General features: G+C 65.4%; 10 protein-coding genes. 5 read left to right on the top strand and 5 right to left on the bottom strand.

What is annotated here, in order from left to right:
* Window positions 1-409 precede the first annotated feature (409 nt).
* Both FG93_RS06710 and FG93_RS06705 read left to right on the top strand, forming a co-directional pair.
* The gene (locus tag FG93_RS06710) at window positions 410-1,315 is read left to right on the top strand and encodes an ABC transporter substrate-binding protein (protein ID WP_052513441.1); all 906 of its coding nucleotides are present in this window, start codon (window positions 410-412) and stop codon (window positions 1,313-1,315) included.
* Complete coding sequence (locus FG93_RS06705) at window positions 1,312-4,005, top strand: ATP-binding protein (protein WP_052513440.1); 2,694 nt, start codon at window positions 1,312-1,314, stop codon at window positions 4,003-4,005. Before FG93_RS06710 ends, FG93_RS06705 begins: the two co-directional genes overlap by 4 nt.
* On the opposite strand, the gene FG93_RS06700 is transcribed toward FG93_RS06705, so the two are convergent.
* Entirely contained in the window at window positions 3,969-4,688 is a 720-nt protein-coding gene (locus FG93_RS06700) for a response regulator (RefSeq protein ID WP_043233169.1), read from the bottom strand. The genes FG93_RS06705 and FG93_RS06700 overlap by 37 nt on opposite strands.
* Window positions 4,689-5,241: 553 nt before the next feature.
* A complete protein-coding gene (locus FG93_RS06695; protein WP_043233167.1) occupies window positions 5,242-5,847 on the bottom strand; it encodes an FMN-dependent NADH-azoreductase in 606 nt (201 codons plus the stop codon).
* Window positions 5,848-5,963: 116 nt separating this feature from the next.
* On the opposite strand from FG93_RS06695, the gene FG93_RS06690 reads away from it, so the two are divergent.
* Window positions 5,964-6,965, top strand: coding sequence for a LysR family transcriptional regulator (locus FG93_RS06690; RefSeq protein ID WP_043233166.1), 1,002 nt, complete (start codon window positions 5,964-5,966; stop codon window positions 6,963-6,965).
* Between the two features lie 78 nt (window positions 6,966-7,043).
* The gene (locus FG93_RS06685; RefSeq protein WP_043233258.1) at window positions 7,044-7,652 is read left to right on the top strand and encodes a glutathione S-transferase family protein; all 609 of its coding nucleotides are present in this window, start codon (window positions 7,044-7,046) and stop codon (window positions 7,650-7,652) included.
* 18 nt (window positions 7,653-7,670) lie between these two features.
* Here the strand turns inward: FG93_RS06685 and FG93_RS06680 are convergent, their stop codons facing one another.
* The 3 genes from FG93_RS06680 to FG93_RS06670 form a co-directional block, all read right to left on the bottom strand.
* A complete protein-coding gene (locus tag FG93_RS06680) occupies window positions 7,671-9,443 on the bottom strand; it encodes a DUF882 domain-containing protein (RefSeq protein WP_052513438.1) in 1,773 nt (590 codons plus the stop codon).
* A 200-nt stretch (window positions 9,444-9,643) separates the two neighbouring features.
* Entirely contained in the window at window positions 9,644-11,569 is a 1,926-nt protein-coding gene (locus FG93_RS06675; protein ID WP_161783783.1) for a murein L,D-transpeptidase, read from the bottom strand.
* Window positions 11,570-11,677: 108 nt separating this feature from the next.
* Complete coding sequence (locus FG93_RS06670; RefSeq protein WP_043233165.1) at window positions 11,678-13,171, bottom strand: sigma-54 dependent transcriptional regulator; 1,494 nt, start codon at window positions 13,169-13,171, stop codon at window positions 11,678-11,680.
* Window positions 13,172-13,336: 165 nt separating this feature from the next.
* Between FG93_RS06670 and FG93_RS06665 the strand changes: the two genes are divergently transcribed.
* A complete protein-coding gene (locus FG93_RS06665) occupies window positions 13,337-15,193 on the top strand; it encodes a M3 family oligoendopeptidase (RefSeq protein WP_081881348.1) in 1,857 nt (618 codons plus the stop codon).
* Window positions 15,194-15,213: the final 20 nt, after the last annotated feature.

The following is a 15,213-nucleotide window of genomic DNA, read 5'->3' as shown; positions in this document are numbered from 1 at the left end:
GTCTACATGTCGCGTTCGACTGATCCTGGACATCGTCGGCGCCATTTCTTTCGACCCGGCGAGCGATGCCGAAGATCCGGCGGCGTCAGGGGCTTGGCTCTTGGGCAAGCGGCGATGCGCGCAATGACGTATCGAACCCCCTTTCGCGCTTCCCCGCGAAGGGGCTTGGCCTTGCGGTTCTGGCGTCAAGACTCTGGCGCCAAGACTCTGACGTCAAGGCTTGGGGTCTCATCGTCGAAAGCGGTGGAACTTGCTCTCGACGCCTCGGTGCGTGCGTGCCAAGCTGTCCTTGCCTTCCTCCTTGACCCGCCTTGCCCGCATGCGTCGTCGCTCCTTTCTGGCCGTCTTGGCGTCGTGCGGAGTCGCTACGTCTACGCAGCCCCTGCAACCGGCCGAACGCTTCAGGCATGTGGCGGGGCTGGTCGGCCTCCCGCTCGACACCCCGATCGTTCAAACGAGGTTGCAGGAGGTCCGGCAACGCCTTGCCGAACGGGGCTGGATCGAGGGACAGAACCTGCGCCTGGGCTTGCGGTTTTCGGGTTCAAGCGAGGCCGAACTCAGGCGGGCAGCGGCAGAGCTCGTCCGGGACAATCCCGATATCATCATTGTCAGCTCCAGTGCCGAAACCGCTGCCGTACTCGCCTTGACCCGGACGACGCCGGTGCTGTTCAGCACCGCGTCGGATCCGGTCGGGAGCGGCTTCGTGCGTTCTCTGGAGCGGCCCGAGGGCAACGCCACGGGGTTCAGCAACAACGACCCGGTCATGTCGGATAAATGGCTGGAACTGCTGACCGAGATTGCGCCCCAGACACAAAGGATCGGCGTCGTCTTCAATCCGCGCACAACGCCGGCAGCAGGCGAGACCTATCTTGCGCGCCTGAGGGCGGCGGCCGTGAATGCAAGGTTGTCTCTCGACCCGGTGGCGGTGATGGATGAGGCGCGCATCGAGAGCGCGATCGCGGGATTCGCGGGACATGGCAGCGGCGGCGGCCTGGTGTTCCTGCCCGACAGCTTCACATTCCGTTACGCTGCGCTATGTGCCGCGGCCAGCGCCCGGCATCGGCTGCCCGCCATCTATCCGTTCGACACCTTCACGCGTCAGGGCGGGCTGATGTCGTATACAGGGGGGCGGGATGAGGCGAGCGAACTCATCGCATCCTATAGCGACCTCATCTTGCGCGGCGCGAATGTCGCCGAGTTGCCGGTGCAGTTCTCGCGCAGCTTCGAATTGGTCATCAACGAAATGGCTGCCGCATCCCTTGGCCTGGGTGTGCCGCTCTCGCTACGGATTCGCGCGACACGGATCGTTTCGTGAAGCAGGGCGGGGCCTCTCGGCCGCGAGGCGGTCTCACCCGCAAATATGCGGTTTTCGTCGGAGTCACGATCTGCCTCGCGCTTGGGCTCAATACGGCAATCGCAACGTTCTTCGCCTTCTCGGATCAGAGAGCGCTGGTGGTCCGCGTGCAGCAGGAGCAGGCCCAGGCCGCAGCGCAGCGGATCGGCGCCTTCGTGGCGGAGATCATGCAGCACCTCGACTGGATCTCCCAAAGCGGCGCAAGCAACAACCTACCTGGGGAACGTCGACTCGACGGCCTGCGGTTGCTGCGGCAGGTTCCAGCCATCCTCGAGTTGCGCCAGATCGATCCAGCGGGACGCGAGCAGCTCTCGCTTTCCCGCGTCAGTCGGGACCAAACCGATGGCGACATCAACTGGTCGACTGATCCGGGTTTCCAGGCCGCCCTGGCGCAAGGCAGCTTTCACAGCGACGTCCAATTCCGGCGTGGCTCCGAACCTTATATGCTGCTGCTCAAGCGAGCCGCAGCTGTTCCGCACTGGGTTGCACAGGCGACCGTCAACCTCGTCTTCATTCGTGATCTGGTGTCCCGGCTCAAGGTCGGGGCGACCGGTCGCGCTTATATCGTTACGGGCTCCGGGCGGTTGATCGCCCATCCTGATCTGCGCTTCGTACTCCGGAATACCAGTCTTGCCGGCCTGGTGAGTGCGCATGAGGCGGCCGGTGAAACCGGTGCCGGACTGTCGACGACGGATATCGAAGGCCGGAAAGTGCTCTCCGTGATGTCTGCGGTCCCGGATCTCGACTGGAACGTGGTGATCGACCTGCCAGAGAGCGAGGCCTTTGCATCGATCAAGGCGTCTTTCCTGCGCTCGCTGGTGCTCCTGGTCCTCGCATTGTCCGCCGCTGTGCTGGCGGGCATCGTCTTGAGCCGGAAACTCGTCGCCCCGATCAAGACTCTTGGCGACGGTGCTGCACGGATTGGCCGAGGCGAATTGCATGAGCGGATCAGCATCAGCACCGGCGATGAGTTGCAGGAGCTCGGCGAGCAGTTCAACCTGATGGCTCAGCGCCTCGAGGAAAGTCGCGCCGTTCTGGAAGACAAGGTCATTGAGCGCACAGCGGCCCTGGAGGCCGCACTCGAGCTTGCCTCGGCCGGGCAAAGGGTGGCGGAAGAGGCAACGCGGGCAAAGTCCCGGTTTCTGGCTGTTGTCGGCCACGATATCCGCACACCCCTCTCGGGGGTGCTCGGCGTTCTGGAGCTTCTCGACCGCGGTCGCCTGAGCCAGCGCGATCGCCGCCTCGTCGCCATGGCGGCGACCTCGGGCGACGCCCTGCTCGATCTGGCCAATGCGACGCTTGACCTGTCCCGGCTGGAGGCCGGAACCGAAAGCCTGGATCTGCGCAATTTCGAGCTGGGCGCGCTCCTGAACGCCGCTGCCGCGCTGATGAGCCCCCTCGCCGAGCAGAAGGGACTTGTTCTGAAGCTGCGTCAGTCCGCACCCGGCCGCCTGGACCTGCACGCTGACCCTGGCAAGATCCACCGGATCCTGATCAATCTCTTGCGCAATGCGATCAGTTTCACCGAGCATGGGGAGATCGAGTTCGGCGCCGATCTCCAGGCTGGATCGTCTGCGGAGAGCTCCGAACTGACGCTCGCGGTCCGTGACACGGGCATAGGCATCGACCCGGCGATGCAGCGTCACATCTTCCGCGATTTCGTGCAGGTCGATCCGGAGACGGGCCGGCGTAATGGCGGAGTCGGGCTCGGCTTGGCGATTTGCAGCAAGCTGACGGAACTGATGGGCGGTACGATCTCCGTCGTCAGCTGTCGCGGGCAAGGCAGCACCTTTATTGTCCGGTTGCCCATTGTCGCGGCCAAGGCCGCGGCGCCGTCCGGGCATATGGCGACGGGGCAGCTGCAACGCGTGCTTGTGGTCGACGATGATCCGGTGACGCGAGAGGTCGCCCGGGTCATGGTCGGCAAGGCCGGCCACAAGGTGCAGGCGGTGGCCTCCGGCGAAGCAGCCCTGGCAACGCTGCGCAATCGCGTCTTCGACATCATCTTGCTCGATATGCACATGGGCGGAATCGACGGAATCGAAACTGCGCTCGCGGTCCGCGAGCTGCCGAACATCACGCAACCCCGAATCGTCGCGCTGACGGCCGACGTCGCCCCGGAGACGATGCGGCGGATGCGAGCGGCAGGGCTGACGGCGATCCTGTCCAAGCCCATCACCTCCGCCGCGCTGCTCCAGGTGATAGGGCGCGGGAGCAGCCGCAACGGCCAAGGTCCGGTCGTGTCCCTCTCGGTGGACCAACCGGTCGACGCGGCCTTCTTCCAGACGCAGAGTCGACTGATCGGACGCGAGCGCACGCGACAGCTCGTGTCGCTCTTCGCGACCGTATCCGAGAAAATCCTGAAGGGAATGCGAGTGGCGCTCCGGACTGACGACCGGGCTGAGCTCGGCCGCCTGGCTCACCAGCTCGCGAGTTCGGCCGGCGCCGTCGGCCTCGGGCGTGTCTTCGCACAAGCGAGCGCGCTCGAGCGCGACGCAACGGTTGCCGATCGCGAGGCGCTTATCCTTGCCATCGAAGCGCTCGACCGCGACCGGAGCGAAGCCCTGGAGGCCCTCGTCAGGTTGGAGGACAAAACGGCAGCCGGAGCTGCCCGTCAGGTGTTGCGTTCGACTGGCACACCGAGCTTGTAGCCGATCCCGCTGACGGTCGCGATCATGCCCGGCTTTCCAGCGTGTCCGAGCTTCCTCCGCAAGCGCGCGACCAGGGCATCCACGCTGCGCGCGTCGACATCGGTATAGCGATTGCTGACGACCTCGATCAGATAATCGCGACTCAAGGGGCGGCCATCGCTTTCGACAAGAGCCGCAAGCAAGTCGAACTCGCCTCGCGTCAGGCGAATGGGATCGCCATTGATCGTAGCGAGTTCACGGCGCAGAAAATCCATGATGAAGGGGCCAAAGGTGGCGGTGGTGCTGCGGCGGGCCATGTCCCGCTCGATCTTGCGCCGCCGCAGCAGGGAGCGAGTCCTGGCGAGAAGATCACGCAGGTCGACAGGCTTGTTGACATAGTGGTCCCCGGCAAGCTCGAGACCGACGATCCGATCGATGTCGGCATCGCGACGAGTCACGAAGATGATTCCAGCGTCGGAAACCGATTGAAGCTCCTTTGCCAGCTCGAACCCGTCTCCGTCAGGCAAGACGACGTCGATGAAGATCAGCTCCGGCTTGAAGCGCTGGATCGTCCGCCTGGCCTGGGCGATGGTCTCCGCCTCCTGGACGTGAAACCCCTGGTCGATGAAATAGCCTGCAATGACCGCGCGGGTGACCGGGTCATCTTCGACGATGACGAGCCGCTCACGGGGTGTCGTATCCATCGGCACTTGGTCTTCCCTGGCCATCAGAATGTCAATGAGGCCGTGCTACCTGACAGAGCGGACGATCCAACAGGGACTGACGCGCGGCAACCTGCCGAAGCCCCGATTGTGAACGGCTGTTCGCTTTTCAAGCGAAGCGGGGCGGTTTGCCTGCGGACGGTAGGACGCTCGTCCTGGCCCATCCGGACTGCGCCACTTCGGGCTTGTGCTTCTTCCAGGGCATGGCCGGCATCCTCGGCTCAAAGGCCTATTTCAGCGAGAGCCACGTTCCAGGGGCCAAATCACTACGACGGAGAAATGGACGAATGTTCGGGCGCGCTGGAGCGTGCGAGGGGCGCACCGGCAAGTCGGGACGGCTCAACCGGCGCGATCGTGACGGGAGGCGGGGGGGCGAGGCTGCTCATGTCGATAGAAACGAGCGGGACGGCGTCTTATTCCCTGAGGTCCGCACCGCAGCAGCTTGGCCTCTCGCGTGGCGGAGCTGGCGCTGCATAGACAGGGCCGGCGTCAACCTCCTGACGCCGGCCCTGTCCTGTCTTGCGAAATATGTGGCTCAGGCTACCAGCTTCAGTTCGGCCTGGGCAGCGTTGATCGCCTGCTCGCGTGCCTCGGGGCCGAAGGCGAGCTTCTCGACGCGAATGAAGGTGACATCGGTGATGCCCATGAAGCCAAACAGGGTGCGCAGATGCGGCTCCTGCGAGTCCATGATCTGGGCCGGGCCGCTGCTGTAGAGACCGCCGCGGCTCTCGACCACGATCGCGCGCTTGCCTGTCATCAGGCCTTCCGGGCCGGACTCGGTGTAGCGGAAGGTCACCCCGGCGCGCAGCACATAGTCGAACCATGCCTTCAGCGTTGACGAGATGCCGAAATTGTACATCGGCGCGCCGACCACGATGATATCGGCCGCCTTCAGTTCCTCGACGAGCGCGTCGGACAGCTTGCGGGCTTCCGCCTGGGCCGAGTTGGCTGGCTCGCCGCCGCGAATGGCGGTCGCGGAATCGAGAGTCAGATGCGGGACAGGCGCAGTGCCGATGTCGCGTTCGACGACCTTCAGGGCCGGGTTCAGGGCGGTGAGGCGGGTAACGGTATCCTGGACGAGCTGCTTCGAAACGGAAGCCGAACCGAGGGCGCTGCTGTTGAGAACGAGAAGGTTGGACATGGTTGCGATCCTGAAACGGGAGGGGTGGCTTCGATGCGATGCAACATAGCGGTTCACTTCACGCACCAGAACGCCCATAGTGGGAACCATACTGTTGCTCTCAGAGGAACGCTTTCATGTCGGAGCTCGATGACATCCGCAGCTTCATTGCCGTGGTCGAGACCGGTGGCTTCGGGCGCGCGAGCAAGGTGCTGGGTCTGTCGAAGTCGATTGTCAGCCGTCGCATCGCGCGGCTCGAGGCCGATCTCGGTACCCGGCTGCTCAGCCGCACGACCCGCGGCATCAGCCCCACGGAGGCCGGGATCGAGTTCAAGGCGCGTGGCGAGCGCATCCTTGCAGACCTGGCGGAGGCGCGTGAATCGGTGGCGCTGCAAACGGGAGGCGTTGCCGGGCGGCTGCGTCTGTCGATGCCGCTGACCTTCGGCGTGCGCCATGTCGCGCCGGTCCTGGCCGAGCTCGCGCATCGCCACCCCAAGCTGGAACTCGATGTCGAGGCCAGCGACCGTTATGTCGATCTGATCGGCGAACGTTTCGATGCGGCGATCCGGATCGGCACCCTCAAGGATTCCAGCCTGGTCGCGCGACGCATCGCACCGGTCTACGGAGCCGTGGTCGCGAGCCCGCACTATCTCGAACGCCGGGGCCGCCCCGTCTCGCCGCTCGATCTGACCGAGCATGACTGCCTCATCTACACGGGTACGGCGACGACGGACTGGACTTTCCGCATGAGCAAGCGCTGGGTTTCGGTCAGGCCGACCGGTCGGCTGCGCTCGGACAGCGGAGAGACCCTGGCGGAGTGGGCGGAGGCTGGGCTCGGGCTTGCCGTGCTACCGACCTTCATGCTCACGGACGCGATCAGCAGAGGCGCCCTCGAGCACTTGTTGCTGGACTATCCGATGAAGGAGCAGGGGCTTTTCATCGTGCGCCCGCCAGGCGCCTATGTTCCCGGCAAGGTGCGCGTTCTGATCGATCTCTTGGTCGAGCATTTCGGAGGCGAGCCGAGCTGGGATCGCTGCCAGATGGCGGCCAAGGCGCGCGGATTGTCCTTCAGTGCGGAGCCCGTTTCCGATGATGCTGTTGCGCCGGAAGCCGAGCTGCCTGCCCATCAATTGGCGTGATCTTCGCTATCACATGATTTGGCGTTGCATTCCTTGAACGAGCCGGCAGTCTGCACGCGCTCGGAAACGGAGATTGCGATGCTGCTCGTTGGAATGCTGGACAGCCCCTATGTGCGGCGTGCCGCCATCACCGGAGCCCTGCTCGAGGTCGGTTTCGAGCATCGCTCGGTCTCGGTGTTCCGCCATATGGATGCGTTCCGGGCGATCAACCCCCTGATCAAGGCGCCGTCGCTGGTTTGCGACGATGGCACGGTGATCAGCGAGTCGCTGCTGATCATCCAGCATTTCGAGGATGTCGCCGGCCGTTCCCTGCGACCGATCGAAGACACTGCGCGGGTGCGTGATCTCAGCCTGACCGGCATTGGCATCGTCGCGGCGGACAAGGCCGTCTCGGTGGAATATGAGCGCAAACGTCCGGAAGCCCAGCGCTACGCGCCCTGGCAGGAGCGCATCGTGACGCAGTTGCACACGGCGCTCGATCTGCTCGACCGGGCAGCCCAGCGCGGTGAACTCGGTTCTGGGCCGGAGCTTGAGCCTGCCGATATTGCGGCTGCCATCGCCTGGGGATTCTGCCGCTTCGTGATCCCGGACTATGTCGAGGAGAGCCGCTGGCCGGCTCTCGCTGCTCAGGCGCGCGCCTGCGAGGAGCTGGACGTGTTCAAGGCCTGGCCAATCGATAGGGAGTGAGCGGCCGGTTCAGCCTGTTCAGTTCTGCACGAAGTTCGTCGGCAGCGGCCTTACGGCAGGGCCGCTGAAGCTGCCGGTCTTGGCGTCGCTCGGATCGGCATGGCTGAAGCCGAGCGAGGCGGCAGGGCTGGGGCCCTGGACCCAACCGGATGGCGGGGCCGAGGCGGCCTTGGCGCGAGCGGTCGCAACCGTCACCTTGCGACCTTCAGGCAAGGGACGGCTGACCGCGGCGAAGAGCGAGTCCAGGTTCGAACGGTCGGCATCATATTGCGCAACGATCGGCGTGTGCGGAGCGCTGCTGCTGTTGTTTCGTTCGGTTCGGGCAATGGCCGTGCTGCCGATTTGTGGCCGGCTCGGCGGCATTGGGTGAGCGATCGTGACCAGTTTGCCTTCCTGCTGGATGGCCGGTGCCGGGTCCGCGTCGCTGCCGCGCAACGAGGCCGTGGCGAGGTTTGCGAAAGCGACCGGACGCGACGGCGGCAGCGGCGCTGCCATCGGTTGGCCCGCGACGATCGTCTCGACCAGCGTGGTCATTTCGCCGGGGCGGCGCGGCGGCAAAGAGGCCAGGATCAGTTTCTGCTCTTCGCCAGCGCGACCGCCGGGCGCAAGCTGAGGTGCGAAGGCAAGCGCTCCGCCTTGCTGCGGCAGGGCAGCGACCTGGACAGCGCCCTGCTGCGCTGCCGGCGGGGTGAGGCCACCGGGGCGTGCGATGGGGAAAGGGGCGTCGATCAGCTTCGGCCTGATCTCTTCAGCAGCGGGAGCCGGAGCAAGCGCCGCGACCTGAACCGGCTGCGGCTCAGGGGGGACCGGTGCCTGACGGCTTGGGCGCGTCACGCGCGGAGCGGGCTCCGGCGCCGGGGCTGCGAGGAGCGATGCGCCGAAGCGCGTGCCGCCATCCTCGGAGCTGCTGTCGGCATAATTCTGGCGGGCATAGGCCATGACGACCGGCTGCGGCTTCGGCGCCGCGGCGCGCCCGCGCTGAGGCCGCGCATCCGCCTCCTCGTCATCGCCGCCGAAGAGGGCGGCCCACAGGCTCTTGCGCCCGGATGAGATCACTGCGCCTTCGTCGAGATCAGCGGCAGCATAACCAGCTACGGCGCCCCCGCGCGCCAGGACGTCGGCCTTGGCCAGTTCGTATCCGGCAAGCGGCTGGCCATCGGCCGGCAGGTGCACGGTCTTCTCGTCCGGGAAGAGGCGTACCAGTTGGTCGCGGGTCATGCGCGGCCAGGAGCGGACCGAGCCGGCGTCGAGATGGACAAAGGGGGTATGCGCGCCCGGATAGAAGCCGACGCCGCCGCGTTGCAGCCGCATGCCGGCTTCGCGAATCCTGGCTGTCGAGGTATCCGGCAGGTAGAAGTCCATTGCCTTGCCGAGCGTATGCTGGCTGTGCTTGGCGACGCCGCGCGAGCGCCGGCGCAGCATCGAGTTGGTGCCGGGCGAGCGATAAGCTGAGACGACGTGGAAGGGCTGTTCGGAGCCGACGGCGCGCTGAACCTCCCAGGCGACGTCGAACAGGCGAGGATCCATCTTGATGGGTTCGTCGACGCGCCAGTCGCGCAGGGCCCAGTTCAGCTTTTCCAGGGCTTCGGCCACATAACGCCCGTCGCGCCTGAAGGTAACGGTGATCTCCTCCTTGGTGTGCATGTGCCGGATGGAGATCGTGCGGGTGTCGCCATTGGCGACGGCGTTCTGTGTGCCGCGGACACCGCAGACGAGGGCCGCGAATGCAACGGCCAACGTCAGTCCGCCACGGAAGCCCGGCATCACGCGCAGCAGAAGCCGTCTCGGCATGGTGGCTGAGGATCTGCTCAAGCTACTTGACCCGTCTCGAAGCGCCGGCAAGGAGCTCGGCAAACGTCAACGAACAGTTGCGGAGATGCGTTAACAGCAGGTTAACAAGCAGGTAACCTGCCCGCCACGATTCTTTCCGCCGAAGCTGGCTAGCTGTGGATCGTGGCGAAAAGGTGCCCGATCCCTATTTCGCCACGATCTTAGCCGCGCTGCTCCAGAGCCTGTCGCACCAGACGGTGGAAGCCGTAGATATCGTCGAAGGTCACCAGCTTGCCGTCCGGCTGGACGACGTGGGTGTTGTAGACAAGGTGGATCTGCAGCGGCTGCGGCAGCCGGATGGTGCGCTCGCCAGAGCCGATCAGACGCTTCAGGCGCTCTGTCGTCCATTCCGGGCCAAGCACCTGGTCGGCGAGCAGGAAGGGATTGTCGAGGCGTACGCAGCCATGGCTGTAGGCCCTGCGCTCCGTGGCGAAGAGCCTGCGGTTCGGCGTGTCATGCAGGTAGACGGCATGGTCGTTCGGGAACATGAACTTGATCCAGCCGAGCGCATTGCGCTCGCCCGGCGGCTGGCGCACCGAGATGTTGCTGCCGCGGCGGGTCACGATATAACCGCGCTTGGCGGCATAGTCCGGATCGGCGGCGAGGCCGGGCAGGAACTCCTTCTTCAGGATCGATGGCGGCACGAACCACGACGGATTGACGACGACATGGTCCATCCGGTGGGAGAAGATCGGCGTCGCCGATTCCGGCTTACCGACGATGGTCCGGGCGTGGTGTACCACCTTGCCGTCGCGGATCACCCGCATCTGGAACTCCGGCACATTGACCGTGATATGGGTCTGGCCGAGATCGGCCGGCAGCCAGCGCCAGCGCTCCATTTGCGCAACGATGTCCTGCTGAGCGCGGTTGGTCGCCGGCGTGCCGAGCGCCGCGATCGTCTGGGCGCTGAGGATGCCGTTGGCGCGCAGGCCGGCCTGTTTCTGGAACTCGGCGACCGCAGTGGCGGTCGAGCGATCGAACACCGCTTCGTCGGACGGACCGAGCCCGAGCCGGGCGCGGATCAGGTGTACGCGCTCGTCGCGCATGCCGAGCTTGAGCGGAGGTCCGGCCGGAATGCGCACCATGGGCGCATCGTCCTGATGCCGACGCAGTTCGGCGAGCTTGGCCTTCAGCCGGCGATAGCCTTCATGCGGCGGGTTGTAGGCTGCCAGCACCTTGCCCGGGTCGGGGACAGCCGCGAGCTCGGAGAGGACCTCGGTGGCCGAGGGCAGATACAGTGTCGGCGTGATCAGCTTGGAAAGCCGGCGCGGGTCGATGCGGGCGCCGCGCGCGTCGCGGGCATAGAGCACGGCGAGCGCGGAAAGCCGGACATCGGCCTCGGCGAGGCTGCCCTTGTCGCTGGCCTCGAAAACGGGCAGCGGATAGTCGGTCGGCCGCAGGCCATCCTCGCCGGCGCGGCTCAACTGCGCCACGAGCAGCTTGGCGGCCGCACTCCAGCCCTTGCCGTCGATCCAGAAGGGACGGTTCTCGAAAGCCTGATAGGCGGCGAGGATTTCGCTGCGCTCGCGCTCCGCGAGGCGCGGCAAGGCCAGCGCTTCCGGCGCGCGTTCAGCTATTTCTGCAGCGAGCGCGGGTCCGGCGGGAAGCTCGACCACGACCTTGGGCAGGTCCGGTGGCGCAATCACAGGTTCGGCCGAGCGCAGCGGTGCGGGCCTGGCGGCGGGCGCAAGTGCCGGATCGGAGGGCGGCAGATCGATAGCCGGGATGTCGAGAACCACAGGCTCGTCGAGGTCGACGCCGGGCGTCGTGGCAGGCGTCGCCGGGACCTCGAGCGGAGCAAGCCCGCCCTGCGGCTGGGCCGAGGGAGCAACCGTGCCGGTCACCATCTCCGGCTCGGCGTTTCCGGCCTTCGGGGCTGTCTCGACGGTGACGACAACCTCGGGCAAGACCGGTGGCGCCAGGCTCTCGGGCGGCTTGTCGCCGTTCAGGATCAGCAGCGTCGGCTGCTCGGGCAGGGGGATTCCGAGTTCGGGCTCAGCAGTGCCCTGCGCAAACGCATATGCGGTGCCGAGGGCCAAGGCCAGGACCGATGCAGAGGCAAAGCTCGCCCAGTGGCGACGACGCATGGTCCAGTTCCTCATAGCTCTGCCCGATATCCGCGATACCTGCGCGACTCGGTCTGTTTCGACAAGATGCGGGGGTGCAACAGCGGGCATCTTTCAGCTCTACAACGCCTATGCCGCATCCGAGTTCGCAGATCCGTCATTGCCCTCGATCAGCCCGTAATCCTTGAGTTTGCGATAGAGCGTCGATCGACCGATGCCGAGCTTGCGCGAGACCTCGGACATGTGTCCGCGATAATGCGCCAGGGCGAATTTGATGATCTCGCGCTCGAGCTCTTCGAGCTTGCGGATGTCGGAGCCGGCGACCAGATCGAGCGCATTGGGATCGCGCACCGGCACCTGAATGATGCGCGGCGCCTCGTCGCGCGGCTCGGGGCGGGCGGTTGCGGCTGGCGCGGCCGGGATGCGGACATCAAAGCCTTCCATCTGCGCCGCGATCTGCGGAAACTCGGCGACGGTCAGCTCATCGTCATCCGCGAGCACGACCGCCCGGAACATCGCATTCTCGAGCTGGCGGACATTGCCCGGCCAGTCATAGCCATTGATCAGGTTGAGAGCCTCGGGCGAGATCGCCCGCAGCTTCTTGCCTTCTTCGGCGGCGAAACGGACGAGGAAGCCGCGGGCCAGATCGGCGATGTCCTCCCAGCGTTGCCGAAGCGGCGGCAGCGTGATCGGGAAGACATTGAGGCGATAGTAGAGATCCTCGCGGAATTCGCCGCGCTTCACCTGATCGAGCAGGCTCTTGTTGGTGGCTGAAATGATCCGGATGTCGACGCGCACCGATTTCTTGCCCCCGACGGGGTCGACCTCACCCTCCTGGATGGCACGCAGGAGCTTGACCTGGGCATCGAGCGGCAATTCACCGACTTCGTCGAGGAAGAGCGTGCCGCCATTGGCTTCGACGAACTTGCCGATATGGCGTTCGGTGGCGCCGGTGAAGGCGCCCTTCTCATGGCCGAACAGGATCGATTCGACGAGGTTATGCGGGATTGCGCCGCAGTTCACCGTGACGAAGGGCTTGCCCTTGCGATCGCTGGAGCCTTGGATGGCGCGCGCCAGCACCTCCTTGCCGACGCCGGATTCGCCCTCGATCAGGATCGGGATGTTCGATTTCGCGGCGCGTTCGGCCAGTCCGATGACGCGGCCCATGTCCGGGCTCTTGGTGGCGAGATCGCGGAAGCCGAGCTGTCCCGAGGCGCGGCGCTTGAGATAGCGCAGCTCGTGTTCCAGCGCGCCGAGCTTCAGCGCGTTCTTGATCGATATCTGCAGTCGCTCGGCGCCGACAGGCTTGACCACGAAGTCGACCGCACCGGCGCGCATGGCCGAGACCACGGTTTCGATCGAGCCGTTCGCGGTCTGCACGATGACCGGCGTGTCGATGCCGCGCTCACGCAGCCGGGAGAGCACGCCCATGCCGTCGAGATTGGGCATGACCAGGTCGAGGACCACCGCGTCGAAGGCTCCGGTCTCGCCATTGCCGAGCAAGGCAAGCGCCTCGTCGCCACTCTCGGTCACGACGACGTCGTAGCCGAAGCGCTTGAGCATGGCGTCGAGCAGTCGGCGCTGAACGGGGTCGTCATCAACGACGAGAACGGTGGTTGTCATGAAACCTCGATACCGGTCGCTGCAGAATCAGTGTTCCGTTTCGGGGCACTGTCATCCAGAACGGTTAAGCCGCTCTTAAGCGCCGGCGCCTGGCGGTGGCGTTGATCGCGCGGCCTTGTCCGCGCATATGGGTATGGATGGTTTCGCCAGCGAGGTGCCTTTGACATGACGATTGCTTTCGACGGGACGATCTCCGCCAACGTCGCAAGAAGCGCGGCGAGCAGCGCCGCCAAGGCCGCGAAAGCACTGGGCAAGCTGCCGGAATGGGATCTCAGCCATCTCTACCCGTCGATGGATTCGCCCGAATTCAGCGCCGATCTCGAGCGCGCGCTGACTGAGTCGCAGCGCTTCGCGGCGCTCTATCGCGGCAAGCTGGCGGAACTCGCCGCCCGTGACGATGCGAGCGCGACACTCGCCGAGGCCGTGCGTGCCTATGAGCAACTGGAAGACCTGCTCGGCAAGATCATGTCCTATGCCGGCCTCGTCTACTCCGGCGACACCACCGATCCGACGCGCGCCAAGTTCTACGGTGACACCCAGGACCGGATGACGACCGCCTCGACCGAACTGCTGTTCTTCGGGCTCGAGCTCAACCGCCTCGACGAGGCGCTGCTGGCGAAGGTCGCGGCCGAGCCACCGCTGAGCCATTGGCAGCCCTGGATCGAGGATCTCGCCAAGGACAAGCCGCACCAGCTCGAAGACCGGATCGAGGAATTGTTCCACGAGAAGTCGGTGACCGGGCGTGGGGCCTGGAACCGGCTCTTCGACGAGACCGTCGCCTCGCTGCGCTTCACGGTGAATGGCGAGGAGCTGACGCTCGAACTCACCCTGAACAAGCTGCAGGACGCCGACGGTGCGGTGCGCAAGGCCGCCGCCGAAGCCCTGGGTGGGGTTTTGCGCGGCAATCTGCGCACGTTCTCGCTGATCACCAACACGCTTGCCAAGGACAAGGAAATCTCCGACCGCTGGCGCAAATTCGAGGATGTCGCCGATTCGCGGCATCTGGCGAACCGGGTCGAGCGCGAGGTCGTCGATGCGCTGGTTGCGGCCGTGCGCGAGGCCTATCCGCGCCTGTCGCATCGCTACTACAAGCTGAAGGCGCGCTGGTTTGGCCGTGAGGCGCTCGATTTCTGGGATCGCAACGCGCCGCTGCCGAAGGTCGAGCAGCGCACGATTCCGTGGACCGAGGCGCGCGACACGGTTCTCGACGCCTATGGCGCTTTTTCGTCGAACATGGCCGGCATTGCCCGGCGCTTCTTTGACGAGGGCTGGATCGATGCGCCGGCCCGGCCGGGCAAGGCGCCGGGTGCCTTCGCGCACCCGACCGTGCCGTCGGTCCACCCTTATGTGCTGCTGAACTACCAGGGCAAGCCGCGCGATGTGATGACACTCGCCCATGAGCTCGGCCATGGCGTGCATCAGGTCCTGGCGGCGCCGAACGGGGCGCTGATGGCACCGACGCCACTGACCTTGGCCGAAACGGCAAGCGTCTTCGGGGAGATGCTGACCTTCCGCAAGCTGCTTGATGGAACCACTGATCCGAAGCAGCGCAAGGCGATGCTGGCGGCCAAGGTCGAGGACATGATCAACACGGTCGTGCGCCAGATCGCGTTCTACTCCTTCGAGCGCAAGGTGCATGAGGCGCGCAAGGCGGGGGAACTGACGGCGGACCAGCTTTGCGAACTCTGGATGAGCGTACAGGCGGAAAGTCTCGGGCCGGCGATCACACTCGGACCGGGCTACGAGCCGTTCTGGGCCTATATCCCGCATTTCATCCATTCGCCCTTCTATGTCTATGCCTACGCCTTCGGGGATTGCCTGGTGAACTCGCTCTACGGGGTCTATCAGAACTCTGCCGGGGGCTTTCAAGAGCGCTATTTCGCCTTGCTCTCGGCCGGCGGAACCAAGCACCATTCCGAGCTTCTGAAGCCGTTCGGTCTCGATGCGCGCGATCCCGCTTTCTGGCAGATCGGCCTCACCATGATCGAAGGGCTGATCATCGAGCTGGAAGGAATGGAGTGAAGCCGCAATAGCGCCGGAGC

This window comes from Allobosea sp. LC85 (assembly GCF_000735605.1).
Lineage (GTDB): Bacteria > Pseudomonadota > Alphaproteobacteria > Rhizobiales > Beijerinckiaceae > Allobosea.
Note: the sequence above shows the minus strand (reverse complement) of the source record. Positions and strands in the feature narration are given on the sequence as shown.

Excerpts from the sequence above, each read along its gene's own strand:
- FG93_RS06675 (WP_161783783.1), bottom strand. The coding sequence starts at position 11,569 with ATGCGTCGTCGCCACTGGGCGAGCTTTGCCTCTGCATCGGTCCTGGCC.
- FG93_RS06665 (WP_081881348.1), top strand. The coding sequence starts at position 13,337 with ATGACGATTGCTTTCGACGGGACGATCTCCGCCAACGTCGCAAGAAGC.
- FG93_RS06670 (WP_043233165.1), bottom strand. The coding sequence starts at position 13,171 with ATGACAACCACCGTTCTCGTCGTTGATGACGACCCCGTTCAGCGCCGA.
- FG93_RS06685 (WP_043233258.1), top strand. The coding sequence starts at position 7,044 with ATGCTGCTCGTTGGAATGCTGGACAGCCCCTATGTGCGGCGTGCCGCC.
- FG93_RS06700 (WP_043233169.1), bottom strand. The coding sequence starts at position 4,688 with ATGGATACGACACCCCGTGAGCGGCTCGTCATCGTCGAAGATGACCCG.
- FG93_RS06690 (WP_043233166.1), top strand. The coding sequence starts at position 5,964 with ATGTCGGAGCTCGATGACATCCGCAGCTTCATTGCCGTGGTCGAGACC.
- FG93_RS06680 (WP_052513438.1), bottom strand. The coding sequence starts at position 9,443 with ATGCCGAGACGGCTTCTGCTGCGCGTGATGCCGGGCTTCCGTGGCGGA.
- FG93_RS06695 (WP_043233167.1), bottom strand. The coding sequence starts at position 5,847 with ATGTCCAACCTTCTCGTTCTCAACAGCAGCGCCCTCGGTTCGGCTTCC.